The organism is Pseudomonas haemolytica (genome assembly GCF_009659625.1).
Taxonomy (GTDB): domain Bacteria; phylum Pseudomonadota; class Gammaproteobacteria; order Pseudomonadales; family Pseudomonadaceae; genus Aquipseudomonas; species Aquipseudomonas haemolytica.
The window spans coordinates 1,123,880-1,149,758 of the sequence record NZ_VOIW01000001.1 but is presented as its reverse complement, the minus strand read 5'-3'; the positions used below and the strand labels follow the sequence as shown (position 1 = coordinate 1,149,758).

24 protein-coding genes and 1 pseudogene are annotated in these 25,879 nt (G+C 59.5%); 13 read left to right on the top strand and 12 right to left on the bottom strand.

Going from position 1 to position 25,879, the window contains the following annotated elements; translation table 11 throughout:
- Entirely contained in the window at positions 1-3,636 is a 3,636-nt protein-coding gene (locus tag FRT59_RS05405) for a transporter substrate-binding domain-containing protein (RefSeq protein WP_153870588.1), read from the top strand.
- A gap of 69 nt (positions 3,637-3,705) precedes the next feature.
- On the opposite strand, the gene FRT59_RS05400 is transcribed toward FRT59_RS05405, so the two are convergent.
- Together FRT59_RS05400 and FRT59_RS05395 are read right to left on the bottom strand one after the other, a co-directional pair.
- On the bottom strand, positions 3,706-4,188 hold the full coding sequence (locus FRT59_RS05400) for a GAF domain-containing protein (RefSeq protein WP_034118870.1): 483 nt from the start codon (positions 4,186-4,188) through the stop codon (positions 3,706-3,708).
- Positions 4,185-5,075 carry an ATP-binding protein gene (locus FRT59_RS05395; RefSeq protein ID WP_034118869.1) on the bottom strand — a complete coding sequence of 297 codons (891 nt, stop codon included), beginning with the start codon at positions 5,073-5,075 and terminating at the stop codon, positions 4,185-4,187. Before FRT59_RS05395 ends, FRT59_RS05400 begins: the two co-directional genes overlap by 4 nt.
- Positions 5,076-5,239: 164 nt before the next feature.
- Between FRT59_RS05395 and FRT59_RS05390 the strand changes: the two genes are divergently transcribed.
- Positions 5,240-7,549, top strand: a complete 2,310-nt coding sequence (locus FRT59_RS05390; RefSeq protein WP_153870587.1) for a hybrid sensor histidine kinase/response regulator — start codon at positions 5,240-5,242, stop codon at positions 7,547-7,549.
- 22 nt (positions 7,550-7,571) lie between these two features.
- Here the strand turns inward: FRT59_RS05390 and FRT59_RS05385 are convergent, their stop codons facing one another.
- Both FRT59_RS05385 and msrB read right to left on the bottom strand, forming a co-directional pair.
- Positions 7,572-8,057, bottom strand: coding sequence for a glutathione peroxidase (locus FRT59_RS05385; protein WP_034118868.1), 486 nt, complete (start codon positions 8,055-8,057; stop codon positions 7,572-7,574).
- Between the two features lie 76 nt (positions 8,058-8,133).
- Entirely contained in the window at positions 8,134-8,526 is a 393-nt protein-coding gene (msrB, locus tag FRT59_RS05380; protein WP_153870586.1) for a peptide-methionine (R)-S-oxide reductase MsrB, read from the bottom strand.
- Between the two features lie 202 nt (positions 8,527-8,728).
- On the opposite strand from msrB, the gene FRT59_RS05375 reads away from it, so the two are divergent.
- Positions 8,729-9,940 carry a pyridoxal phosphate-dependent aminotransferase gene (locus tag FRT59_RS05375; RefSeq protein WP_003209058.1) on the top strand — a complete coding sequence of 404 codons (1,212 nt, stop codon included), beginning with the start codon at positions 8,729-8,731 and terminating at the stop codon, positions 9,938-9,940.
- Between the two features lie 304 nt (positions 9,941-10,244).
- Entirely contained in the window at positions 10,245-11,132 is an 888-nt protein-coding gene (gene htpX, locus FRT59_RS05370; protein ID WP_034118866.1) for a protease HtpX, read from the top strand.
- A gap of 55 nt (positions 11,133-11,187) precedes the next feature.
- Here the strand turns inward: htpX and FRT59_RS05365 are convergent, their stop codons facing one another.
- A complete protein-coding gene (locus FRT59_RS05365) occupies positions 11,188-11,844 on the bottom strand; it encodes a thiopurine S-methyltransferase (protein WP_153870585.1) in 657 nt (218 codons plus the stop codon).
- 102 nt (positions 11,845-11,946) lie between these two features.
- Between FRT59_RS05365 and FRT59_RS05360 the strand changes: the two genes are divergently transcribed.
- A complete protein-coding gene (locus FRT59_RS05360; protein ID WP_153870584.1) occupies positions 11,947-12,714 on the top strand; it encodes a DODA-type extradiol aromatic ring-opening family dioxygenase in 768 nt (255 codons plus the stop codon).
- A gap of 115 nt (positions 12,715-12,829) precedes the next feature.
- On the opposite strand, the gene FRT59_RS05355 is transcribed toward FRT59_RS05360, so the two are convergent.
- The gene (locus FRT59_RS05355; RefSeq protein WP_034118863.1) at positions 12,830-14,503 is read right to left on the bottom strand and encodes a DEAD/DEAH box helicase; all 1,674 of its coding nucleotides are present in this window, start codon (positions 14,501-14,503) and stop codon (positions 12,830-12,832) included.
- A gap of 422 nt (positions 14,504-14,925) precedes the next feature.
- Between FRT59_RS05355 and FRT59_RS05350 the strand changes: the two genes are divergently transcribed.
- A complete protein-coding gene (locus tag FRT59_RS05350) occupies positions 14,926-15,717 on the top strand; it encodes a crotonase/enoyl-CoA hydratase family protein (RefSeq protein ID WP_034118862.1) in 792 nt (263 codons plus the stop codon).
- A 117-nt stretch (positions 15,718-15,834) separates the two neighbouring features.
- Here the strand turns inward: FRT59_RS05350 and FRT59_RS05345 are convergent, their stop codons facing one another.
- Positions 15,835-16,590 carry a spermidine synthase gene (locus FRT59_RS05345; protein WP_153870583.1) on the bottom strand — a complete coding sequence of 252 codons (756 nt, stop codon included), beginning with the start codon at positions 16,588-16,590 and terminating at the stop codon, positions 15,835-15,837.
- 124 nt (positions 16,591-16,714) lie between these two features.
- On the opposite strand from FRT59_RS05345, the gene FRT59_RS05340 reads away from it, so the two are divergent.
- Positions 16,715-18,061, top strand: a complete 1,347-nt coding sequence (locus FRT59_RS05340) for a class II 3-deoxy-7-phosphoheptulonate synthase (protein ID WP_078047560.1) — start codon at positions 16,715-16,717, stop codon at positions 18,059-18,061.
- Here the strand turns inward: FRT59_RS05340 and FRT59_RS05335 are convergent.
- On the bottom strand, positions 18,051-19,271 hold the full coding sequence (locus FRT59_RS05335; RefSeq protein ID WP_153870582.1) for a winged helix-turn-helix domain-containing protein: 1,221 nt from the start codon (positions 19,269-19,271) through the stop codon (positions 18,051-18,053). The two genes, FRT59_RS05340 and FRT59_RS05335, sit on opposite strands and share 11 nt — an antisense overlap.
- A 45-nt stretch (positions 19,272-19,316) precedes the next feature.
- A complete protein-coding gene (locus FRT59_RS05330) occupies positions 19,317-19,523 on the bottom strand; it encodes a DUF1127 domain-containing protein (RefSeq protein ID WP_034118858.1) in 207 nt (68 codons plus the stop codon).
- A gap of 70 nt (positions 19,524-19,593) precedes the next feature.
- Between FRT59_RS05330 and FRT59_RS05325 the strand changes: the two genes are divergently transcribed.
- The gene (locus FRT59_RS05325; protein ID WP_034118857.1) at positions 19,594-20,475 is read left to right on the top strand and encodes a LysR family transcriptional regulator; all 882 of its coding nucleotides are present in this window, start codon (positions 19,594-19,596) and stop codon (positions 20,473-20,475) included.
- Here FRT59_RS05325 and FRT59_RS05320 read toward each other — a convergent pair.
- Positions 20,465-21,214 carry a sulfite exporter TauE/SafE family protein gene (locus FRT59_RS05320; protein WP_034118856.1) on the bottom strand — a complete coding sequence of 250 codons (750 nt, stop codon included), beginning with the start codon at positions 21,212-21,214 and terminating at the stop codon, positions 20,465-20,467. The genes FRT59_RS05325 and FRT59_RS05320 overlap by 11 nt on opposite strands.
- A 108-nt stretch (positions 21,215-21,322) precedes the next feature.
- Here FRT59_RS05320 and FRT59_RS05315 point away from each other — a divergent pair.
- From FRT59_RS05315 to FRT59_RS05305, 3 genes and pseudogenes are all read left to right on the top strand, one after another.
- Positions 21,323-21,875: pseudogene (locus tag FRT59_RS05315) on the top strand (LysR family transcriptional regulator).
- Between the two features lie 80 nt (positions 21,876-21,955).
- Positions 21,956-22,408 (top strand): MarR family winged helix-turn-helix transcriptional regulator, encoded by a 453-nt coding sequence (locus FRT59_RS05310; protein WP_034118855.1) that lies wholly within the window; start codon positions 21,956-21,958, stop codon positions 22,406-22,408.
- A 238-nt stretch (positions 22,409-22,646) separates the two neighbouring features.
- The gene (locus tag FRT59_RS05305) at positions 22,647-23,066 is read left to right on the top strand and encodes an organic hydroperoxide resistance protein (protein WP_034118854.1); all 420 of its coding nucleotides are present in this window, start codon (positions 22,647-22,649) and stop codon (positions 23,064-23,066) included.
- A 65-nt stretch (positions 23,067-23,131) separates the two neighbouring features.
- Here FRT59_RS05305 and FRT59_RS05300 read toward each other — a convergent pair whose 3' ends face one another.
- Positions 23,132-23,704 (bottom strand): elongation factor P, encoded by a 573-nt coding sequence (locus FRT59_RS05300; RefSeq protein WP_003172723.1) that lies wholly within the window; start codon positions 23,702-23,704, stop codon positions 23,132-23,134.
- A 49-nt stretch (positions 23,705-23,753) separates the two neighbouring features.
- A complete protein-coding gene (earP, locus tag FRT59_RS05295; RefSeq protein WP_153870581.1) occupies positions 23,754-24,887 on the bottom strand; it encodes an elongation factor P maturation arginine rhamnosyltransferase EarP in 1,134 nt (377 codons plus the stop codon).
- 132 nt (positions 24,888-25,019) lie between these two features.
- Here earP and FRT59_RS05290 point away from each other — a divergent pair, with 132 nt between their 5' ends.
- Both FRT59_RS05290 and FRT59_RS05285 read left to right on the top strand, forming a co-directional pair.
- Positions 25,020-25,388 carry a hypothetical protein gene (locus FRT59_RS05290; protein WP_034118852.1) on the top strand — a complete coding sequence of 123 codons (369 nt, stop codon included), beginning with the start codon at positions 25,020-25,022 and terminating at the stop codon, positions 25,386-25,388.
- A 5-nt stretch (positions 25,389-25,393) separates the two neighbouring features.
- Complete coding sequence (locus FRT59_RS05285) at positions 25,394-25,876, top strand: GreA/GreB family elongation factor (RefSeq protein WP_034118851.1); 483 nt, start codon at positions 25,394-25,396, stop codon at positions 25,874-25,876.
- Positions 25,877-25,879: the final 3 nt, after the last annotated feature.

Sequence of the window (25,879 nt, the reverse complement as noted above, 5' to 3'; positions counted from 1 at the left end):
ATGCCCAGGCGTATAAAGGACTATCTAATTATATTGAGTGCCGGTTTGTACTTCAGCACGACCGTGCTTGCAGAGCATCAAACAAACCCGGAACGCTTCACCTTACTGAGTCGTGCGGGAGCCGTCCAACTCGGCACTCATTTTGACAAGGCTCAGCGCCAGTGGCTGCAGAACAAACGCGAACTGGTGCTGGGCACCTCCGCACCTGACTACCCGCCCTTCGACCTGACTTCGAGCGGCCAGGATTATGAGGGGCTCACCGCTGACTACGCGGGACTGCTGGCCAAAGCGCTCTCCCTGCCGGTCAACGTGATGCGCTACCCCTCCCGGGCGGCTGCCATTCGAGCCCTGGAAGCCGGGGAAATCGACTTGCTGGGCTCATCCAACGGCTTTGAGGCTGCAAAGCCCAATCTTATCCTCTCCGAGCCCTACGCGGTCGACCAGCCAGTACTGGTCACCCGCGAGAGCGAAACCCGTAGCCTCAACGACGGCCTTGATGGGCTGCGCCTGAGCCTTGTTTATCATTACCTGCCGCTCAATGAGGTAGAGAAGCTCTATCCCAAGGCAACGATCCGCGCCTATCCGTCGTATCAGAATGCCTTGAATGCGGTGGCCTTCGACCAGGCAGATGTGTTTCTCGGCGACACCATTTCCACCCATTACATGATCAACAAGGGTTATCTCAAAAACATTCGCATGGCCAACTTCGGCAAGCATGAGGCTTATGGTTTCAGCTTCGCCATGCGTCAAGACAACCGAATCCTGTTGAGCCTTGTCGATGCAGTGCTGGCAGCCGTGCCCATCAATGAGCGGGACAGCATCGCCAAGCGCTGGAGCGCCGGCAGCGATATCCTGCTGACCGATAAGAAACTGCAACTGACCCACCGCGAAGAGCGCTGGCTCAACGAGCACCCGGTGGTAACGGTCATCGTCAACGAAACCTTCGCGCCACTCACTTTCTTCGATGCAGACGGCAACTTTCGCGGCATTACCGCCGACCTCCTGGAGTTGATTCGACTGCGCACCGGCCTGCGCTTTTCGATCCAGCGCGGGCGTGATGTCAACGCGATGGTCGATCAAGTCGCCGCCCAGAAAGTCGATATGATCGGGGCTATCGTTCCGAGCAACGAAAGAGACCCACAGCTGAATTTCAGCCGCCCCTACCTGGAAAACTCCTACGTCCTGTTAACACGCAAAGAGCCTGGGGCGCCTTCAAACATGGAGCAAATGGCAGGAAAGCGCCTGGCGATAACCCAGGGCAATCCCTTGGCCGCAACTTTGAGCAAGGACTTCCCGCAAGTTCATCTGGTGGAAACCAGTGATACGTTCAGGGCCGCGGAGTTACTCGCACAAGGGCAAGTGGATGGTGCCGTGAACACGTTGGTGATCGCCAACTACTTCCTGTCCTCCCAGGTATTCCAGGACAGGCTGCAAATGAGCGCCAGCATCGGCACCACCCCTGCAACGTTTACCTTGGCCACATCGCGTCACGCCACAGAACTGAGTTCAATCCTCGACAAGGCGCTGCTCAGTATCGCCCCGGATGAAATGGGCGTGATCAACAGCCGTTGGCGTGGCTACACCGCCGCCTCCGACAGCTACTGGCGCAACTACCATCAATTGATAGCCCGGATCATCATCGGTACCGGGCTATTGCTATTGATTTCCTTGGCCTGGAACGCCTACATGCGCCGCCAGATCAATCAGCGCAAAATGGCCGAACGCGCGCTCAACGACCAATTCGAGTTCATGCGTGCACTGGTCAATGAAACCCCGCACCCGATCTACGTGCGGGATCGCAAGGGCCTGCTGCAGACCTGCAACGACAGCTACCTGCAGGTGTTCGACGTCAAGCGCGAAGACGTGATCGGCAAAAGCGTGATCCAGATGAGCATGGCCCTGGAGTCAGAGGCGGCGCAGTATCATGCCGACTATCAGCGCGTAGTGCTCGAGGGCAACCCACTGATCCTGGATCGCACCCTGCATATCCATGAGAAGAAGCTGACCATCTACCACTGGATCCTGCCCTACCGCGACTCTACCGGTGAAGTCCAGGGCGTCATCGGTGGCTGGATCGACATCAGTGACCGGCGCCAGTTGTTTGATGAGCTACGCGCCGCCAAGGAACGCGCCGACGAGGCCAACCGCGCCAAAAGTACTTTCCTTGCCACCATGAGCCATGAGATTCGCACGCCGATGAACGCCGTGATCGGCATGCTCGAACTGACACTCAAGCGCGCCGACCAAGGGCACCTCGACCGCCCCGCCATCGAAGTGGCGTACAACTCGGCCAAGGATCTGCTGGAGCTGATCGGCGACATCCTCGACATAGCACGTATTGAGTCCGGCCGCCTCAGCCTGGCCCCGGAGCGGGTCAACCTGCGGGAGGTGATTGAGTCGGTGGTGCGCGTCTTCGACGGTCTTGCGCGCCAGAAAACCCTCAGCCTGCTGCTGGAGTTCAAGCCAGACCTGAACGATATCGAGGTGCTGATCGACCCGCTGCGCTTCAAGCAAGTGCTATCGAACCTTGTAAGCAACGCGATCAAGTTCACCGAACAGGGGCAGGTGAAGATCAAAGTGGAGATACAGCCTACCCAGGCACCCGAGCAGATCGAGCTGAAACTGGTGGTGGAAGACACAGGTATCGGCATCAGCAGGGAGGACCAACGGCGCCTGTTCGAACCCTTCGCCCAGGCGGACAATTCCGGGCACCTGGCCAGGAGTGGCGCTGGGTTGGGGCTGGTGATCTGCCGCAGCCTCTGCGCGATGATGGGCGGCCAACTGAGCCTGAGCAGCGTGCCCATGGTGGGAACCGAGGTGCACGTAAACCTGAGGATGCCCCGCCTGCAGGCGCTCACGGCGGTGAGCGAACACAAGCCCGAAACGCCGACTGCTGCACCGGTGCTTAACGTACTGGTGGTGGACGATCACCCGGCGAACCGCCTGCTGATGTGCCAGCAACTGGGCTATCTCGGGCATCAATTCACTGCTGCCGAGCACGGCGCTGCGGGCTTCCAGGCTTGGCGCAAAGAGCATTTCGACCTGGTGATCGCCGATTGCAACATGCCCATCATGAACGGCTATGAGCTGAGCCGTTCAATCCGCGAGTATGAGCAACGTGAACAATTGGCGCCCTGTGTTGTGCTCGGTTTTACCGCCAACGCCCAGCCGGAGGAGAGGCAACGGTGCGTACAGGCCGGCATGGATGACTGCCTGTTCAAGCCCATCAGCCTTACCGTATTGGAGCGGCAACTGGCGCACATTGCCCCTGAAGCTGCCCATCAACGACTGGACCTCGAAAGCCTGGAGGCTCTGACCGGTGGTGACCCGAACTTGAGTCGCCGCTTGCTCGAGGAGCTATTGAGCAGCAGCCGTAACGACCGTCAGGTACTCGTCGAGCTGCTCAATCGTCAGGCACCGCTCACGGACGTTATTGAGCAAGCCCACAAAATCAAGGGCGCGGCCCGTATCGTCCAGGCTCATTCATTGGCCGGGCAATGCGAAGCATTGGAGCAAGCCTGTTCCCACACTGAGGATTGGCCGACAGTCGAATCCGGTATCAAGGCTTTGGAAAAACTCATGCTGGAATTGGAGAGAATGCTGCAGGTCCAACTGGGTGAGCTGGAAGGCCGGTAAGCGCCAAGGCGAACTGCTGCAGGAGCGAGCGCGCTCGCTCCTGCAAGGCCTGCATTAAACCCGGCAGGTTCAGCAATCGGTCAACCGCAGGAATATGCCTGCCAGCCGTTCGATTCCTACCTGATCCTGAGGTGTAAAACGCGCCAACAGCGGGCTGTCGAGGTCGAGGACGCCAATCAAGCGGCCATCCTTGACCAATGGCACCACCAATTCACTGTTCGAGGCACTGTCGCAGGCGATATGCCCCGGGAACGCGTGCACATCGTCCACGCGCTGGGTTTGCCGTGATGCCGCAGCGGCACCACACACGCCACGACCGAATGGGATTCGCACACAGGCGATCTGCCCCTGGAATGGCCCAAGCACCAGTTCTTCATTGCGATTGAGGTAGAAGCCTGCCCAATTCAAGTCATCCAGCTGATTGAACAGGAACGCGGAGAACTGCGCACTGTTGGCAATAAAATCCCGCTCATCGGCCAGCAACGACTCCAGTTGCGCGCACAGCATGGCATAGCCGTCGAGGCCGCTACCGGCCTGTTGTAAATCAATCATGGTTGACGTTCCAGCAATTTAAGACCCACCCAGTAACGGGCGAACTGATAGGCACAACGGCCATTGCGGTTGCCGCGCCCAGTGGCCCAACGCACCGCGAGCACATCAAGCTGTTCATCGCGCTGCCACTGCAAGCCGGCCTTGCTGGCCAGTTCGCCGATCCAGTGTTCAACCACATCCAGGAAATGTTCCTGGGAAAACGGATAGAACGACAGCCACAAGCCAAAACGGTCTGACAAGGCAATCTTGTCTTCTACCGCTTCGCTCGGGTGCAACTCGCCATCCACACGCTTCCAATTGTCGTTGTCACTCTGGTTTTCCGGCACCAGGTGACGGCGGTTGGACGTGGCGTACAACAGCACATTTTCCGGCGCCTGCTCGAGGGAGCCGTCCAGCACGCTCTTGAGCACCCGATAGTCGCCTTCGCCAGCCTCGAACGATAGGTCATCGCAAAACAAAATGAACCGCTGCGGCAGCTTGATCAGTTGCTCGACCACGCGAGGCAGGTCGGCCAGGTGATCACGTTCGATTTCGATCAAGCGCAGACCCGCCTTGGCGTGCTGGGCGAGCAACGCGCGTACCATGGATGATTTGCCGGTGCCACGCGAGCCCCACAAGAGCGCATGGTTGGCGGGCAAGCCATCGAGGAACTGCTGGGTGTTGCGCGCCAACTGTTCACGCTGTTTATCGACACCGATCAGGTCCGACAGGCGCATATCCAGGCTCACGTCCAGTGGTAACAGAAAGCCACTGCGGCCTTCACGCTGCCAACGGGCGGCCAGGCACTGGTTCCAGTCGATGGCTTGGCGCGGGGCAGGTAACAAGGGTTCCAGGCGAGCCAGCACCGCATCGGCGCGTTCAAGAAACGCATTCAATCGAGCATCCACATCTAATCCTCTGGCAAGTTCTTGTAAAAGATGGCGTATTGGCAACCCTGCGGCAGACCACATGGGGCTGCATCAAAAAATGATTCATGCCGGGCACGCTGGAGCTTGTGGATGTTCAGCTATGCTTGCCGGGCGAAGGGAAACGTGAAGTGGTTCAACACTCGATGGATATCAAGTTCGCCCACCGCTTGTCTTATAAACAAGCCAGATTGACTGTGCTGGTCGGTTTCGTCTTGGGAACCTTGCTCAGCCTGATCCAAATCGGTATTGATTATGCCAGTGAAGACGCTTCCATCAACCGTGAAATACGCTCACTGATCGAAATCAGCCATAACCCAGCCTCGCGCATCGCCTACAACATCGACGCCGAACTCGCCCAGGAACTGACCCTGGGCCTGCTGCACTCGCCGGCCATCACCCGCGCACAGTTAGTCGACAACAATGGCGTAGTCCTGGCCGACGTCAACCGACCACGCAAGGAAAGTAACTATCGGCCCGTCAGCGACTTTCTGTTTGGTGCCAACCGTCAGTTCGAGGACCGGCTGTACCTCAGCCATATGCCCGACGAATCCCTCGGCGTGCTGCGCCTCGACGTCGATACCTACGCCTTTGGCGGCCGTTTCCTGCACCGTGCCGAGATCACCCTGCTCAACGGTTTCGTCCGCAGCCTGCTTTTGACCGGAATATTACTAGGCTTGTTCTACGTGATGCTCACTCAACCGCTGGTGCGCATCATCCGGGAGCTGAGTACACGCAGACAGGCGCGCCTGGATTGCCCACCGGGGCATGAACACGATGAAATCGGCGTGTTGGTCAACGTCGCCAATCAGCAGTTCGAAAACATGGAAACCGAAATCCAGCAACGGCGCCATGCCGAAGATCGCCTTACGGAATACTTGGGCCAACTGGAAAATATCGTTTCCGCACGCACTCTTGAACTCAAGGCCAGCAACCAGCGTTTGAGCCAGTCCAACGATGAACTGGAGGCGGCAAAGAAGACCGCACTGGGCATGGCTCAGGCGCGGGCCGCGTTCCTGGCCAATATGAGCCATGAAATCCGCACGCCGCTCAATGGGCTGTTGGGGATGATCGCACTGTCGCTGGACAGCCCGCTGAACGCCGAACAGCGCCAGCAACTGTCCATCGCCCATGATTCAGGCAAAGTGTTGGTCGAATTGCTCAACGATATTCTCGACCTGTCCAAGTTTGACGCCGGCCAACTGGAACTGGAACATATCCCGTTCGATCTTGGTTCACTGGTAGAGGACACTGCCAACCTGCTATCGCAGAACGCCGCGCCGAGTGTCGAACTGACCTGCCTGATCGACCCGCAATTTCCCGCCCAAGTCGTCGGTGACCCGACCCGCGTGCGGCAGATTGTCAGTAATTTGCTCTCCAATGCCTTGAAGTTCACCCGCTTCGGTCGGGTCGACGTACGCCTGCTTGCCCGTGAAGGCTGGGTCAAGATTGAGGTGTGTGACACCGGCATCGGCATCGCCCAGGAAGCCCAGGTGAAGATCTTCCAGCCGTTCACCCAGGCGGGTGCTGGCATCACGCGTCAATTTGGCGGCACGGGGTTGGGGTTGGCGTTGACCCACAACTTGTGCGAAGCCATGCAAGGCCGCTTGAGTATCAGCTCAGAGGTGGGATTTGGCAGCCAGTTCTGCGCCGACCTGCCGCTGCCCACACATTTGCCTGCCAACCGCCACACACCACTCACAGGCGAAGTGATTGCCATCACCAGCGCCGGTGGTGGGTTGACAGAGCTGCTCACCACCCTACTGCCCTCTTGGGGGCTGACGCCAAGCTGCTACTCCCAAGACGATGATTTGAGCGCACTGGCTCCCGACCTGTTGATCACCGACTGCCCGGAATGCCTGTTCCGCTTGCGTCCCGGCATCAGCGCGCCAATTTTGCTGATCACTGCCTACGGCAACTTCATGCCCAGCGAAGAGGTGGCCGCCCTGGCGCCACTGCAGCAGCAAGCACGCCCCTTAAGCCGTAACGCGCTGTACCAGATACTTCAGCGCAACCTGCGTACCGACACGCCACCGATCCTCGACCCGATCCAGATGGAAGCCGCGCCGCTTGCTCATCGGGCACGCATCCTGTTGGTGGAGGACAACGCGGTCAATCAGCTGGTAGCCAAGGGTATGCTCAGTAAGCTCGGCTGTGAGGTCATCGTGGCCGCCCATGGCGGCGAAGCGCTCAAGCTGCTTGAGGACCAGCGCTTCGATATGGTGTTGATGGACTGCAACATGCCAGTGATGGATGGCTACGAAGCCAGCCGGCAAATTCGCCGCAGTGGGCGCTGGCCGGATCTGCCCATTGTCGCGTTGACCGCCAACGCGCTCTCCGAAGAGCGCGAACGTTGCCGGGCGGCGGGGATGAACGATTACCTGGCCAAGCCTTTTCGCCGTGAAGAACTCAACGCCCTGCTGCAACTGTGGGTACCGACCACGACAAGCCTGTGATCCGTCACCGCAATACATTCGGTCATTTGAGCAGGGCTTCGATCTCCTGGGTCAAGGCCTGGGGCTTGGTCGTCGGCGCAAATCGCTTGATCAGCTTGCCGTCACGGCCGATGAGGAACTTGGTGAAGTTCCACTTGATGTTCTTGGAACCCAGCAGCCCCGGAGCCTGTTTTTTCAACTGAACGAACAAAGGGTGGGCATCGCTGCCGTTGACATCGATTTTCTTGAACAGCGGGAAACTGACGCCGAAGTTCAGCTCACAGAACTCGGATATCGCGTCTTCGTTACCGGGCTCCTGCTTGCCGAACTGATTGCAGGGAAAGCCGAGCACTACCAGGCCCTGATCCTTGTATTGCTGCCAAAGTTGCTCCAGCCCTTTGTACTGCGGGGTGAAGCCGCATTTGCTGGCGGTGTTGACCACCAGAATGGCCTTGCCGGCGAAATCGGCCAAGGTCTTTTGCTCACCCTTGATGGTGGTGCAAGGAATGCTCAACAGGGAGTCGCTCATGGCAATGCCTCAAGTCAGCAGAAGAAGAGGAACCCTAGGCGTGCTCCCCCATTTGGACCGGCTTACAACCTGATGCCTAGCGCGGCACCAGGTCCAGGCACACCGAGTTGATGCAATATCGCAGCCCAGTAGGCGGCGGACCGTCCGGGAACACGTGCCCCAGGTGCGCGTCGCACTTGGCGCAGGTGACTTCGGTACGGATCATGCCGTGGCTGACGTCGCGGATTTCGACCATCGCGTGGTCGGCAATCGGCGCATAGAAGCTGGGCCAGCCGCAGCCAGAGTCAAACTTGGCCTTGGAATCGAACAGCGGCTCGTTGCAGCAAATACAGTGGTACACGCCATCGGTCTTGGTGGCGTTGTACTTGCCGCTGAACGGTCGCTCGGTGCCTTTGAGACGGCACACGTTGTACTGCTCCGGGTCGAGCATCGCCTTCCATTCATCCACGGTTTTCTGCAACTTTTCCATAGGTATACCTCGGCAACTGAAAAACCCTGATCTGTGTCTTTTCCATGGATCAGGCGGCACGTATGATTGCGCCACTTCAAAACGCCAGTCTGGCACCCGCGCCAGCGGCATTCAAACGTATTTATGGGTGCGGGCTACGCAGTTTTCACCCTACGGTAGTGCCTACGCCGTCTGGATCGTTCATTTTCAGGATCACATCGCCATGCAGGTCAGCAAATCGAACAAGCTCGCCAACGTCTGCTACGACATTCGCGGCCCAGTGCTCAAGCACGCCAAACGCCTGGAAGAGGAAGGCCATCGCATCCTCAAGCTGAACATTGGCAACCCGGCGCCGTTTGGTTTCGAAGCGCCGGACGAAATCCTCCAGGATGTGATCCGCAACCTGCCGACCGCCCAAGGCTACAGCGACTCCAAGGGCCTGTTCAGTGCGCGCAAGGCGGTGATGCAGTACTACCAGCAAAAGCAGGTTGAAGGTGTCGGCATCGAGGACATCTACCTGGGCAACGGCGTGTCCGAGCTGATCGTAATGTCGATGCAGGCACTGCTCAACAACGGCGATGAAGTCCTGGTGCCAGCACCGGACTACCCGCTGTGGACCGCCGCCGTGACCCTGGCGGGCGGCCATCCGGTGCACTACCTGTGCGACGAAGGCGCCGACTGGTTCCCGGACCTGGCCGACATCAAGGCCAAGATTACTCCGAACACCAAGGCCCTGGTGATCATCAACCCGAACAACCCCACTGGCGCCGTGTACTCCCGGGAAGTACTGCTGGGCATGCTCGAGCTGGCGCGCCAGCACAACCTGGTGGTGTTCTCCGACGAGATCTACGACAAGATCCTCTACGATGACGCGGTACATATATGCACCGCCTCCCTGGCCCCGGACCTGCTGTGCCTGACCTTCAACGGCCTGTCCAAGTCCTACCGCGTCGCAGGTTTCCGCTCCGGCTGGATCGCCATCTCCGGTCCCAAGCACAACGCCCAGAGCTACATCGAAGGCATCGACATGCTGGCCAACATGCGCCTGTGTGCCAACGTGCCGAGCCAGCATGCCATCCAGACCGCCCTCGGCGGCTACCAGAGCATCAACGACCTGGTCTTGCCCCAAGGTCGCCTGCTGGAGCAGCGTAACCGCACCTGGGAGCTGCTCAACGCGATTCCGGGCGTGAGCTGTGTGAAGCCCATGGGCGCGTTGTACGCGTTCCCGCGGATCGACCCGAAAGTCTGCCCGATCCTCAACGACGAGAAGTTCGTGCTCGACCTGCTGCTGTCGGAGAAACTGCTGGTGGTGCAGGGTACCGCGTTCAACTGGCCATGGCCGGATCACTTCCGCGTAGTAACCTTGCCACGAGTGGATGACCTGGAAATGGCAATTGGTCGCATCGGCAACTTCCTGAAATCCTATCGCCAGTAGGGACATTGACGCTGTACGACTCACACTGAGTCGTACAGTGATTATCTCGCAACACTTCTTTGTCGCTTACTTGCAGTTGTATTTCACTTGCCTGCTGCCGGTGGCGTACCCCCTATAATCAAGGGGCGTCAAGGCAGCCTCGCGCTGGTCATGGCCGACAATACAGGTCGGAAAATCCCTTCAAGGCCCTACGTTCAAGCTGTAGGACACAGTTTGAAATAGTCGCTCGGTTGAATCACCCCATCCCGCACCTTATATACCCCGCAGTACGCGACATATTAAGCATGAGGAGAACCCTACAACCATGATGCGCATCCTGCTGTTCTTGGCCACTAACCTGGCGGTCGTGCTGATTGCCAGCATCACCCTGAGCCTTTTCGGCTTCAACGGGTTCATGGCGGCCAACGGGGTTGACCTGAACCTCAATCAGCTGCTGGTTTTCTGTGCGGTCTTTGGTTTTGCCGGCTCGCTGTTTTCGCTCTTCATCTCCAAGTGGATGGCGAAGATGAGTACCAGCACCCAGATCATCACCCAACCACGCACCCGGCATGAGCAATGGTTGCTGCAGACCGTCGAGCAACTGTCCCGCGAGGCGGGTATCAAGATGCCCGAGGTCGGGATCTTCCCGGCCTATGAAGCCAACGCCTTTGCCACCGGTTGGAACAAGAACGACGCGCTCGTCGCCGTCAGCCAGGGCATGCTCGAACGCTTCTCATATGAGGAAGTGAAAGCGGTACTGGCCCATGAAATCGGCCACGTGGCCAACGGTGACATGGTCACCCTGGCGCTGGTGCAAGGCGTGGTGAACACCTTCGTGATGTTCTTCGCGAGGATCATCGGCAACTTTGTCGACAAGGTGATCTTCAAGAACGAAGAAGGCCGTGGCATTGCCTACTTCGTGGCGACCATCTTTGCTGAGGTGGTGCTGGGCTTCCTGGCCAGCGCAATCACCATGTGGTTCTCGCGCAAACGCGAGTTCCGCGCAGACGAAGCCGGTGCCCGCCTGGCCGGCACCGGGGCAATGATCGCGGCGCTGCAACACTTGCGCTCCGAGCAGGGCCTGCCGGTGCACATGCCGGACAGCCTGACCGCCTTTGGCATCAACGGTGGTATCAAACAGGGCATGGCTCGCCTGTTCATGAGCCACCCGCCACTGGAAGAGCGGATCGACGCACTGCGTCGCCGGGGCTGATAACCGGAAATACCAAAAGGGGCGATTGAATCGCCCCTTTTTCGTGGCCGTGTCTCTACGCCTTGGCCAGCCGGTAAACGCGCTCTTCAAGACGGGTAACGCCGTCCTGCACAAACTTCCAACTCTCGGCGAGAATGTCCTGCTCCTCGAGCCGCTCCAAAGCCCAATACAGCCCCAGCAGCAACCGCACTTCCTCATCCGTAACGGCAAATGGCGGGCCGGCCTTCTGCGCTTGGTCGTAGTCCAAAGTGATCAGCAGCCCCAGGCAGCCTGGAGCCAGCAAGGCATTAAGATGCTCTATGTATTGCACCCGCATCAGCGGCGGCAAGGCGATCAACGCCGCACGGTCATACAGCGCCTGGCATTCGGCCAGGGCGTCAGCATCGAGGTCGAAGAAATCACCGCACCAGACTTCGATCAGGCCCGCCTGATACACCTTGAACGCGCCTCTTTGATTGATCTGCGGCGCAAGCCCCTGCTCGCTGAAGAAAGCCTCCACGGCCTGCTCAGACAGCTCCACGCCCATCACATGATGCCCGCGGCTCGCCAGCCATATCAAATCCAGGCTTTTGCCACACAAGGGCACCAGGACCTTCGCGCCCTTGGCCAACGCCAGTGTTGGCCACTGCCGTTGTAGATAAGGGTTGACCTGGGGCTGATGGAAACCGATCTGGTTGCTTTCCCAGCGTTCCTGCCAAAATTTAGGCTGCATAAATCACCTGAAAATTCGATTAAAAGGCGCTAAAACTTATATTAGATTTAGATCGATGATCTGATTGAAGATGGGCCCATGTTAACCCTCAGGACCCCTCCGATGCTCCCCAGCCTGTTTATCTCCCACGGTTCGCCCATGCTGGCGTTGCAGCCGGGTGCCAGCGGGCCCGCATTGCTGCGCCTGGCCGCAGAGCTGCCTCGGCCAAAGGCGATCGTAGTCGTATCGGCGCATTGGGAAAGCCACGAACTGTTGGTCAGCGGCAGCGCCGCTCCCGAAACCTGGCACGACTTTGGTGGCTTCCCTCGCGAGCTGTTTGCCGTGCAATACCCTGCGCCTGGTGATCCAGGGCTGGCGAATGAAATTGTCGATTTATTACAGGCTGACGGCCTGAATGCACACATCGATGATCAACGGCCCTTCGACCATGGCACCTGGGTGCCCCTGTCGCTGATGTACCCGGCGGCCGACATTCCCGTGGTGCAAGTCTCCTTGCCCAGCCGCATGGGCCCTGCCCTGCAAACCCGTGTTGGGCATGCCCTTTCCAGCTTGCGCGAGCAAGGAGTATTGCTGATCGGCTCCGGCAGCATCACCCATAACCTTGGTGAGCTGGACTGGCGCGCCGGGCCGGAGACCATCACACCGTGGGCTCGGGAGTTTCGCGATTGGGTGGTCGACAAACTCGCTGCCAACGACGAATCGGCCTTACATGACTATCGCCACCAAGCACCCCATGCAGTGCGCAGCCACCCCAGCGACGAGCATTTGCTGCCGCTGTATTTTGCGCGAGGCGCAGGTGGGGAATTCGGGTTGGCGCACCAAGGATTCACCATGGGGGCATTGGGCATGGACATCTATCGATTCGACTGACACAAGCCCCTCCCACATTGGATCGAGTACAGATCCCAACCCTGAAATTCCAGGCAAAAAAATCCCCGAACCAGTCGGGGATTTTTTATGTGCGATCAATCAACCCAAGGGCAGATCAATCTTCGCGGTAGCGACGCAGCTTGAGCTGCTTACCGGCAACGCGCGTATCTTTGAGCTTGGCCAGCAGTTTTTCCAGACCATCTTCCGGCAGCTCTACCAGGGAGAAGCTGTCACGCACCTGGATGCGACCGATAGCTTCACGTGCCAGGCCACCCTCGTTGAGGATAGCGCCCAGCAGGTTCTTGGCAGCGATACCATCACGCGCACCCAGCGCGGTACGGCAACGAGCACGGCCTTCAGCCAATGGAACCGGAGCACGACGCTCACGATCACCACGGTCTGGACGGTCGCCGGTACGCTCTGGACGATCACCGCGTGGCGCGTTGTTCGGCACCAGTGGGCGCTCTTTCTCGATGGCTGCCAGGGTCAGGGCCTGACCGTTGGTAGCTTTGCGCAGCAGCGCTGCAGCCAGGGCACGCGGGGTGCAACCGATATCGGCAGTCAGGCGGTCCAGCAGGTCGCCGTGGGTCGATTCAGCGTCAGCCACCAGCGGCGACAGGCTGTTGGTCAGTTTCTTGATGCGGGCATCGAGAACAGCCTGGGCATCCGGCAGACGCACTTCGGCAACCTTCTGACCGGTTACACGCTCGATCACTTGCAGCATGCGGCGCTCACGTGGAGTCACCAGCAGCAGTGCACGACCTTCGCGACCGGCACGGCCGGTACGGCCGATACGGTGAACGTAGGACTCTGGATCGTAAGGCATGTCAACGTTGAACACGTGGGTGATACGTGGAACGTCGAGGCCACGAGCAGCAACGTCGGTCGCTACAACGATGTCCAGACGGCCATCCTTGAGGGAGTCGATCACGCGCTCACGTTGGTTCTGGGCGATGTCACCGTTCAGCGCAGCGGCTTTGTAGCCTTTGGCTTCCAGGGCACTGGCCAGGTCCAGGGTCGCTTGCTTGGTGCGTACGAACATGATCAGGGCGTCGAAGTCTTCGACTTCCAGCAGGCTCAATACAGCCGAGGTCTTCTGATCAGCATGAACCAACAGGTGAGCCTGTTCGATCGCGGTAACGGTCTGGGTCTTGGTCTGGATCTTCACGTGTTGCGGATCGCGCAGGTGGCGTTCGGCAATGGCACGGATGGACTGCGGCAGTGTGGCCGAGAACAATACGGTCTGACGGGTCGCAGGCAGCGCCTTGAAGATGACTTCCAGGTCATCCATGAAGCCCAGCTTCAACATTTCGTCAGCTTCGTCCAGAACCAGGTGGTTCACGGTCGACAGGACTTTCTCGTCACGACGCAGGTGGTCGCACAGACGGCCTGGGGTGGCAACGACGATCTGTGCGCCATTACGGATGGCTTTCAGTTGTGGGCCCATAGGCGCGCCGCCGTAAACGGCCACAACGGTAACGCCCGGCATCTGCTTGGCGTAGGTTTCGAAAGCGGTTGCTACTTGCAGCGCCAACTCACGGGTTGGCGCCAGGATCAGGGCTTGCGGCTCGCGCTTGGCAGGATCGATGCAGTGCAGGATAGGCAGGGCGAACGCGGCGGTTTTACCGGTACCGGTTTGGGCCTGGCCAATCATGTCCTGGCCGGCCATGATGATCGGGATCGATTGCTGCTGAATCGCCGAAGGTTCTTCGTAGCCAGTCGCGATGACGGCAGCAAGAATATTCGGGTTAAGATTAAAAGCGGCGAAGCCGCCGGTTTCCTGGGTCATGGGTCTGCCTCTAAGTGCATCCGCAAAGACCCATGCTCCAAAGCTGCGCATGCCGTGTTGAGACTCAAGAGTCGCCCTGGCTGCTTTGTCGGCGGGGATTTGCGAAAACGAATGAATGAAAAAGATTCGTCAAGGGAGAGTCCGCTGTGCGGACGTGCAGCCGAAGCTGACTTCGGGGAATTGCGCTACCTAAACGCGGCCCGGTTAAAGGCCGGCGCGCACTATACCGGAAATACCTGAAAAAGGGAGCTTTTTTTATCGCAACGCACTGATAAACCGCGCTGCGTCACGGTCTTTGCAGATATCCACGCCAAGGTCTATTTTTCAAAGGCCCGGCCCTGCTGGTCATGACGCTTAAACGGTTCACCCACCCACACAGACCCTTTGGTCTAAAACTTTACCCGCGCCCGAGGGCACACCCGATGAATCAACCCAGCAGCAGCCGTGTCAGCCGTGCACTTGAGGGCCATGTTCTGTTGCTGGGCCTGGACCGCGTGGCCAAACGCAACGCCTTTGACCTGGATTTGCTCAACGAGCTGAGCCTGGCCTATGGCGAATTTGATCGCAACGATGACGCGCGGGTGGCCGTGGTGTTTGCCCACGGCGAACACTTTACCGCCGGACTGGACCTGGCCAATGTCAGCGCGGTGATGGCGGGCGGCTGGCAGCCGCCGCTGGGAGGATGCGATCCCTGGGGCGTATTCGCCGGCCCCAGGGTGAGCAAACCGGTGATCGTCGCGGCCCAGGGCTATTGCCTGACAATTGGTATCGAGTTGATGTTGGCGGCGGATATCAACCTCTGCGCCAGCAATACGCGCTTTGCGCAAATGGAAGTGCAGCGTGGGATTTTTCCGTTTGGTGGTGCGACATTGCGCTTTCATCAGATTGCCGGCTGGGGCAATGCGATGCGCTGGTTGCTCACCGGCGATGAGTTCGACGCCCATGAAGCTTTGCGCCTGGGGCTGGTGCAGGAAGTGATGGCCAGCGAGGACCTGCTGCCCCGCGCCATCGAACTGGCAAACCGAATTGCCCGCCAGGCGCCGCTCGGCGTACAGGCGACGTTGATGTCGGCGCGCCAGGCGCGGATGGAAGGCGAAGCCGTCGCAGCCGCCGCATTACCGCCGATGGTGGATAAGTTGCTTAACAGTGAAGATGCCAAAGAGGGCGTGCGGGCGATGCTTGAGAAGCGCCCGGGGGTGTTCAAGGGTATTTGAACAGCCTGGACGTGTTGGCGACAGTGATGGCCTCTTCGCGAGCAAGCCCGCTCCCACAGGTTGAAATGCATTCCCCTGTGGGAGCGGGCTTGCCCGCGATGACGTCGGTACAGGCGACTACGTAGCCGGCCGAATTGCCTTGATCAACGGCTGCAACGAGTACCCCAATCGTGGCGCCAACGCTTCGGCGCGAGCCGACAGTGCCTCCAGATCCAGCTCTTGATCCAGCTCCGAAGGCACCAGCAAAATCACATTGCCCTCCTTCACCGGCAGCTCCCAATAATGCCGGTGGTACAACCCACGCAGCAGTGCCGCGCCCAGCGGTTTGCCGTCATCGGTCGCCCACTGGTTGATCACCAGCCAGCCACCGGGGTTGAGTTTCTTCTGGCAATTTTCCAGGAAGGTCCAGGCCAAGTGCCCCACGCCCGGGCCGACATCGGTGTAGAGGTCGACAAAAATCAGGTCGGCTGACTCGGCGGTTTCAAGCAATTGCAGCGCGTCACCAATGCGAATGTACAAACGCGGGTCGTCGTCCAGCCCCAGATACTCAATCGCCAGGCGCGGCACATCAGGCCGCAGCTCAATGGCCTCGACATCTTCCAGTTGCAGGAACTTGAGGCACGCCTGGGTCAACGTGCCGGCCCCCAGGCCAAGGAACAACGCGCTCTCCGCCTGCTCATGGCATAAGGCGCCGATCAACATGGCGCGGGTGTAGTCATACTCCAGCCAGCTCGGGTCCGCGGTGAACACACAGCTTTGCTCGATGGCGTCACCAAACTCGAGAAAACGGTAATCGGCCACTTCAAGCACACGAATCATGCCGAAATCATCATGGACTTCGGCCAGCAGGTGCTCGACACGCTCCTCGCTCATCACTACTCCTAAAGGGTTTACCGCACGGCAAAGGCGCGATTGTCGGCCAAGCAGCAGCAACAGGTCACGCACTAATTGCTGCTAACATTGGCGCCCCAACATCCACCCATCACACGAGTTCACGATGAGCCAACCCTGGAGCCCCGACAGCTGGCGTGCCTTGCCAATCCAGCAACAACCCCAGTACCCGGACGCTGCGCACTTGCTGCAAGTGGAGCAGAACCTGGCCAGCTACCCGCCGCTGGTGTTTGCCGGGGAAGCCCGTGAGTTGCGCCGCCAGTTTGCCGAAGTGACCCAGGGGCGCGCATTCCTGCTGCAAGGCGGCGATTGCGCCGAGAGCTTTGCCGAGTTTTCCGCCGCGAAAATCCGCGACACCTTCAAGGTGCTGTTGCAGATGGCCATTGTCATGACCTTCGCCGCCGGTTGCCCGGTGGTGAAAGTCGGGCGCATGGCCGGCCAATTCGCCAAGCCGCGCTCGGCCAACGATGAAACCATCGACGGCGTCACCCTGCCCGCCTACCGTGGCGATATCGTCAACGGTATCGGTTTCGACGAAAAAAGCCGTGTGCCAGACCCGGACCGCCTGTTGCAGTCCTACCACCAGTCCACGGCCACCCTCAACCTGCTGCGCGCCTTTGCCCAGGGCGGCTTCGCCGACCTGCACCAGGTGCACAAGTGGAACCTGGACTTTATCGCCAACTCCGCCCTGGCCGAGAAGTACAGCCAACTGGCCGACCGCATCGACGAGACCCTGGCCTTCATGCGCGCCTGTGGCATGGACAGCTCGCCGCAATTGCGCGAAACCAGCTTCTTCACCGCCCATGAAGCGTTGCTGCTCAACTATGAACAAGCCTTCGTGCGCCGCGATAGCCTGACCAACGACTACTACGACTGCTCGGCCCATATGCTCTGGATCGGCGACCGTACCCGCCAGTTGGATGGCGCCCATGTCGAATTCCTGCGCGGGGTGAACAACCCGATCGGCGTGAAGGTCGGGCCGAGCATGAACCCGGACGACCTGATCCGCCTGATCGACATCCTCAACCCGGACAACGACCCTGGCCGCCTCAACCTGATCGCCCGCATGGGCGCTGGCAAGGTCGGCGACCACTTGCCCAACCTGATCCGCGCCGTGCAGCGCGAGGGCAAGCAGGTGCTGTGGAGCAGCGACCCGATGCACGGCAACACCATCAAGGCCAGCAGCGGCTACAAGACCCGCGACTTTGCGCAGATCCTCGGCGAAGTGAAGGAGTTCTTCCAGGTGCACCAGGCAGAAGGCAGCTACGCCGGCGGGATTCATATCGAAATGACCGGGCAGAACGTCACCGAATGCATCGGCGGCGCACGGCCGATCACCGAAGACGGCCTGTCGGACCGCTATCACACCCATTGCGACCCGCGGATGAACGCCGATCAGTCGCTGGAGCTGGCGTTCCTGATTGCCGAGACCTTGAAGCAGGTCAAACGCTAACCAACAGCGCTGCCCTTAGTCGTGCGGCACTGGGCCGCTGGCAATTGAGCTGGACCTGCTCCAGCCCCAGCCAGTCGGCCATTTGCCGCAGGCTTAACGCCAGCGCCAACATACCTTCGTCATCCAGCCCCGGTTCTTCCTCGTGCAAAGCATGCACCGCCAGGCGCCCATGGGCACGCTCGGCCCGCAGGTCGACGCGTGCGGCGATTCGCTCATTGTGCAAAAACGGCAACACGTAATAGCCGTACACCCGCTTGTCTTGCGGGGTGTAGATCTCCAGCCGATAGCGGAAATCGAACAAGCGCTCGGTGCGGCTGCGCTCCCATATCAACGAATCGAACGGCGACAGCAAGGCACTCGCCGGTACTTTGCGTGGCACCTTCGGCTCCGGCAGGCAGTACGCCGGTTGTTTCCAACCCTGCACCTGGCACGTCAGCAACTGCCCATCCTCGACCAGTTCGGCCAAGCGCATGCGGCTGTCAGCGGGGTCGAGGCGGAAGTAATCGCGCAGGTCCTTTTCGGTGGCGACGCCCAACGCCGTCGCGCTGTGCAGCAGTAAGCCGCGCAGAGCTTCGGCCTCGGTCATGCAGGCTTGAAGAATTTCACCAGGGATAACACGCTCCGGCAAATCATAGAGTCGCTCAAATCCCCGCCGCCCCGCGACGGTGACCAAACCGGCGGCAAACAGCCATTCCAGCGCGTGCTTTTCATCACTCCAATCCCACCAAGGCCCGGCGCGTTCCTCGCGGGTCGATAAGCTGCCCGCCCCCAATGCGCCCTGTTGCTCGACGCTGCGCAGCACGCGCTGGATAATCGCCTGCTGTTCGCGGCCAAAACGCGCCATCTGCGAATAGATCCCCTGCCCCTGCCTGGCCCGCTCCATGCGCCAACGCATCAACGGGTACAGCGACATGGGCAGCAGCGACGCCTCATGCCCCCAATACTCGAACAGCGAACGCCGCCTGCCCTGACTCCAGGCCGCTTGCTCGAGGATCAACGGGGCGTATTGGCCCAGGCGGGAAAACAACGGCAGGTAATGGGAACGCACCAGTGCGTTGACCGAGTCGATCTGAACGACGCCCAGGCGCTCGATCAGTCGATTGACGTGCGCGGCCTTTATCTGTGCAGGCGCCTGGCGCCCGGAAAAACCCTGGGCTGCCAGCGCCATGCGTCGAGCTTGCTTGAGTGAAAAAGACAGGTCGGCGGGCATGGGAATCTCCATAGAAGCTCGCCCCCTACCCTACTGCATCCTGGCTTATTTTCGCAGCGGGTCTCCCCATAAATGCCTATGGGCTTGCTGCTCAACATCGGCGCGGTTGAGCCCGATGTCCTTGAGCGCGTCATCGTTCAAGGTCGCCAGCAAATGGCGCTCCTGATGCAACAGTTGCCAACGCGCGATCGTATGGAACAGCCCGGCAAGCGGCCATTTATGCAGCCACACGAAACCTTTTTGACCTTTCATCTTCTCGCCCTCCAGTGGGGATGACGAAAGTGTGGGCCTGGCGCTATGATCAATCCAACGAATGTTTCTTATGCAATACATCTCTGAGATTGATCAATTGTCCGGCTACCCGAGCATCGACACAGAAGTGCTACGAACCTTCGTCGCCATCGCCGACCAGGGCGGTTTTACCCGCGCTGGCGAACTGATCAACCGCACCCAATCGGCGGTGAGCATGCAGATGAAACGACTGGAGGAAGACGTGCTGCAGCGCAAGCTGTTCGAACGTGATGGCCGCCAGGTACGGCTCACCCCCGAAGGCCAGGTGCTGCTGGGTTATGCGCGGCGCATCCTGAAACTGCACAGCGAGGTGTTCAATACCCTGCGCGAGCCACATATGGTGGGGCTCGTGCGCATCGGCACGCCGGATGACTACGTGATGCGCTTTCTACCGGGGATTCTGAAGCAGTTTTCCAAAGCGTACCCCCTGATTCAGATAGAGATGCACTGTGAAGCATCGACCGTATTGATGCAGCGGCGAGACCTGGCGCTGACTGTTATCAGCCGCGAGCCCGGCAATGATATCGGTGAGCTGTTGCGCACCGAGCGCATGGTATGGGCAGCGTCACCGTGCTTCTGCGTGGATGAGCACGATGCGCTGCCCCTGGCGATTTCCGGCGACGATTGCCTGTATACCCATTGGGCACGCGCCGCACTGGATGCAGTCGGACGCGATTATCGCCTGGCTTACCACAGCTCAAACGGAGCGGCGATCCAGGCAGTGGTCAGTGCTGGCCTGGCGACCATGATCAGCATGGAAAGCCTGATCACCGAAGACCTGCGAGTGCTCGGCAGCGACGAAGGCTTTCCACCGTTGCCGTCGATGAATCTGCGCTTGCTGCGTAACCCGCAGATGACGTCACCGATCACCGAATGCCTGGCCGAGTACATCCTCGAAGGCTTCAAACTTTAAAGGTCAGCATCACCGCGCACACCACCAGGAAGCCACAGAACAGGCCGCGCAGCAGGCGCTCGGGCAAGGCGTGGGCGACTTTCACTCCCCAACTGATACTGAGCAGCCCCCCCACCGCCAACGGCAGGCCGATCATCCAGTCCACCTCATGGTGCCAGGCATAGGTGACCAGGGTCACGCCCGTGCTGGGCAGCGCCAAGGCCAGCGACAAGCCTTGGGCGACCACTTGGCTGGTGCCGAAGACACTGGTGAGCACCGGCGTGGCCACCACCGCGCCACCTACCCCGAACAATCCACCCATGGAGCCGGACGCCGCACCCAATACCCCGAGCCAGGGCCATGAGTAACGCATCTGCGCCGTTGGCGGGGCGTTTCGAGTGAACATACGCAACAGGTTGTAGGCCGACAGCGCCACCAGGAAAGCAATAAAACCGATACGCATAGCCCCGGCATCCAGCCCCACCGCCCAGATCGACCCCAGCCAGGCAAAGCAAAAGCCCATCACGCCCAGCGGCAAGGCGTGGCGCAGTTCGATGCGATTACGTTGGTGATAGCGCCACAGGGCGAGCATCACATTGGGTACCACCATGACCAGCGCGGTGCCTTGGGCAATTTGCTGATCGAGGCCGAACAGCACGCCGAGCACTGGGATAGCAATCAGCCCGCCGCCGATACCAAACAGCCCGCCCACCGTACCCAACGCCGCGCCCAATAGCAGGTACATGACTAGATCCAACACCGCTCAATACTCCGAAATCCCAAGATTGGCATGCTACGCAGTCCGCCCTGGCGTGGAAACGCACAGCAACGCAAAATGGCTATGCCAATCTCGCATAAGCGCTCGCCTATGAACGCCAATACCTTGACCGATCAACTGGGCCTGTTTCTCGATGTGATGGAAATCGGCAGCTTTTCCGCCGCCGCGCGTCGCCACCCGCTGACGCCGTCTGCCGTAGCCCGGCGCATAGACAGCCTGGAAAACTCAGTGGGCAGCCGCCTCTTCCAGCGCAGCACCCATGCGGTAGTGCCCACACCGGCCGGCCTGGCCTTTGCCGAGCGGGCGCGGCGGATTGTCAGTGAATTGCAATTGGCCCGGGCCGAAGCGGTCTCCCTGAGCCATGCGCCGGAAGGGTTGATCCGGGTGGATGCACCCGCAGCATTTGGCCGGGTTGGGCATTGCGCACCTGCCGTCCTGGCTGCCCAGCGAATACCTAGTACATGGCGAACTGTTGCCACTGTTTTGTGAAAACGATTTGCCCAGCCCGGAAACCGCGGGCATTTACGCGCTGCGCCTTGAACAACAGCCCAATGCAAGAAGTCGGTTGTTGCTCGAATACCTCAAATCCCGCTTCAGTCTGGTGCCGCCTTGGGATCTGGCATTGCAAAACGGCCTGGTCTGACCACGTGGGCAGAATTATCTGGCGCATTAAAGATTCGCCCGCTAGATTCCAGCACAGACACGTTTTTTCGAGGCACCACAATGAGCAAAAACCCTGATCCCTGCCAATCCCTGCTGCTGGATAACCAGTTGTGCTTCGCCCTGCACTCCACCTCACTGCTGATGACCAAGGTCTACAAGCCCCTGCTCCAAGCCCTGGGCCTGACTTACCCGCAATACCTGGCCATGATGGTGCTGTGGGAAGAGGATGGATTGACCGTCGGTGAAATCAGCAGCCGCCTGCTGACCGACCCTGGCTCACTGACGCCGCTACTCAAGCGCCTGGAAGCTGAGGGCCTGCTCAGCCGCACCCGCAGCCGCGAAGATGAGCGAGTGGTGGTGGTGGAACTGACCGACGCCGGCCGCGCGTTGCAGGGTAAAGCCAAGGATGTGCCCCAGTGCATCCTCGGCGCCAGCGGGTTGGCGCTGGAGCAATTGCGCAAGCTGCAAGCCGACTTGATTGCATTGCGGGGCAATCTGCAGAACGCAATCTAAAGGCGGCAAAGCACTGAAAATGTGGGAGGGGGCTTGCCCCCGATGGCGGTGGGCCAGCTAAGTATTGAGTGGCTGACAAACCGTTATCGGGGGCAAGCCCCCTCCCACGTTGGTTTTCCGTGGCTCGAAAAAATGCTTATAAAAATATATTGCGCACCAAACATTAGCGCTATACATTGATCCCGCCAACTAATTAGCGCGCAAATAATTAGCGCTAAAAAATCAAGAGGAATGCCCCATGCAAGCGCTCTATACAGCAGTAGCTACCGCCACTGGCGGCCGTGATGGTCGTGCAGTTTCCAGCGACAACATCCTTGACGTAAAACTCTCCACCCCCAAGGAATTGGGCGGTGCCGGTGGCCAGGCCACCAACCCAGAGCAACTGTTCGCCGCCGGCTACTCCGCCTGCTTTATCGGCGCGCTTAAATTTGTCGCCAGCCAGACCAAACGCAAAATCCCGGATGACGCCTCGATCACCGCCCACGTAGGCATCGGCCAGATCCCCGGTGGTTTTGGCCTGGACATTGACCTGCACATCAGCCTGCCGGGCCTGACCCAGGACGATGCGCAAAGCCTGGTCGACGCCGCCCATCAAGTCTGCCCGTACTCCAACGCCACCCGTGGCAATGTTGATGTGCGCTTGCATGTAACGGCCTGAAAACAGACGCCCACAAAAAAGCCCGACTCAAGGTCGGGCTTTTTTTCGTATCGGCGGGGCCAGAATTACTTCTTGGCGCGACCTTTGTACGAACCACCTTCGCGGGTGTCGATCTCGATCAGGTCGTCGATTTCGATGAAATCGGCCACTTGCAGTTCGGTACCGTTGCTCAGCTTGGCAGGCTTCATCACCTTGCCCGAAGTGTCGCCGCGAGCGGAACCTTCGGTGTAGGCAACCTTACGCACGATAGTGGTCGGCAGCTCTACGGAAACCAGGCGCTCTTCGAAGAAAATAGCTTCGCAGACGTCCTCCATGCCTTCTTCGATGAACGGCAGAACGGCTTCGATATCTTCAGCGTTCAGCTCGTACATGGTGTAGTCGGTAGTGTCCATGAACGTGTAGGTGTCGCCGCTGATGAAGGACAGGGTCGCTTCTTTGCGGTCGAGGATCACGTCGTCCAGTTTGTCATCGGCGCTGTAGACGATCTCGGTCTTGTAACCGGTCAGCAGGTTCTTCAGCTTGGTCTTCATGATTGCGCTGTTACGACCAGACTTGGTGAACTCAGCTTTCTGAACCAGCCAAGGGTCGTTTTCGAGACGGATCACTGTACCGGGTTTCAGTTCTTTACCAGTTTTCATTGCATATATCCGAAATTTGGATGGGATTTACAAAAATCAAGGTGGCGTATCATATCCAACTTTCATAAAACTGTACCAGCGCCGTTGCAAGATCGGCTTGCAAGCCCTGTTCCAGACACCAGTTCTCAGCGTGCCCGCTCACCTCGGGCCAGTGTTCCAGGAGCATTTTCCAGGACTGGGCCATATCGCCTTGCGTGTTCCAGGCCTGCCAAAGCGCAACGACAGCGGCTTTGGCGGAGGGCGACAGTGCGGCGGTGTACAACGCCAGGAAGGCATCGAGCTTGTCCAGGTGGATGTCTTCGTCCTGGCGATAGATGTGCCACAGTAATGGCCTGCCTGCCCACTGGGCGCGCACGAAGGAGTCTTCACCGCGCACGGCGTTGAACGCGCAACACCACAGCAGCTGGTCATATTGCTCCTGGCGTACGAATGCAATGACTTGCACCGTCAGCGCGCCACGCATCTGGATATCGCCCGCGGCCAAGCTGCCCACCCCGAGCCAGCGCTGCATGTCGCCAAGGATGCGCCCTTCCGGTACCAGCAAGTGAGTCTCGTGCCTATCTGCTGCCAATACGTCCAACCAACCGGCCAGCCCGGGATTCTCATAGGCAAACAACGACATCAATCGCGCACCGGCCGCAGGGAATACGCCCAGGGTTTGCAGGAATTGTTGCTGCGCGGCGTCATCCTGCTGAAACGCCTGGCGCCGCTCCAACAAACCGGCTTCACGTAACAGGCCACCGGTACCGGGGCGAAAGCCGGGGAAGAAAAAGTACTTCTGCACGCCCTTGAACTTCACCGACGGCAAGCAGTGACAACCCACCACCCAGTCTTCAGCACTGAGGTAGTCCAGGTTCATCCACAACGGCGGACGATCACACTCGGCCATGCTGTCCATGTACGCCAGCGGTAGCTGGCAGGCAAACGCGGCAATTACTACATCGGCCGAGTGCGCGCCCGGCCATTCGGTCGGCCAGTGGCGCACTTCGACGCCCTCTTGCCACTGCTGGCTCACCTGCACGTCAATGTCCGGGCACATGCGCTCGAAGGCACGCAGGTCATCGACCCACAAACGCACTTCACAGCCATGCTCCACCACCAACTGCCGGGCCAGGCGCCAGGTCACGCCGATGTCGCCGTAGTTGTCGACGACGCTGCAAAAAATATCCCAGCGGGCTTTCATTCCGGGCTCCATCGATCAAAGCCTCGATTGTCCGCATAAATGCGCCGATGCAGAAGGCTTGATCGCGATTATTCTGCACAGTGGCTGTGCGACAATCGCCGTCGCACCGTTAAGCCCCGCCAGGAGGCCATCATGTCTGACCGCCCGTTGTCGCTGTTCAAGCTCAGCATCGCCATTGCCACAGGCGTGTGGCTGGGCTTTATCGCCATTGCGCTGACCACCTGGCTGGCGTCTCGCTACCTGTTCCCGCAGAGCCTGGCGCCTGTGGCCCAAGCAGTTGAGCAACTGGGCAAGCCGCCCGCCACTGCGCCGGAGCCACCGAACCGCATGTTCGAACAGTACCAGCAGAACCTGCAAAAACAGGAACAGCAACAGGCCCTGGACCAGGCCCGAAGCAACGCACGCAACCTGTCCAACCCCAAATGCCAGTTCTGGCTGCAACAGGACCAGAACGCCCCCAGTGAAAAGACTCGGGCCAATGTCCTGCAATTCTGCGATTGAAGACCATGAATAAACACGCTGTCCTCCAGTTGATCCTGGAAAAACTCACCGTCGACCTCGATATCGCCCAACGTGCTGCGCAGACCGCCTACGAAACTGCGACCCACGAAGAAAACATTGCCGAGAACAAATACGACACCCTGGGCCTGGAGGCGTCTTACCTGGCGGCCGGGCAGGCCAAGCGAGTCGAGGAAATCAAGCAGTCGCTGGCGCTGTGCCAGAACCTGCAATTGCGTGCTTTCGATGATCAGCGGGGTGTGGAGATAGGCACGCTACTGGGCCTGGAAGACGAGAGGGGTCGCCAGCAATGGTTGTTCCTGGCACCGGACGCGGCGGGTTTGAAGGTCGATGTGGTCGGACAACCGGTGACCGTCATCACCCCGCGCTCGCCCCTGGGCAAAAGCCTGCTGGGCAAGTTTGAAGGTGATGAGGTGGAGATTCTGGTGGCAGGCGCCCGGCAACACTTTACGGTTACCGAGGCCAAATAGACC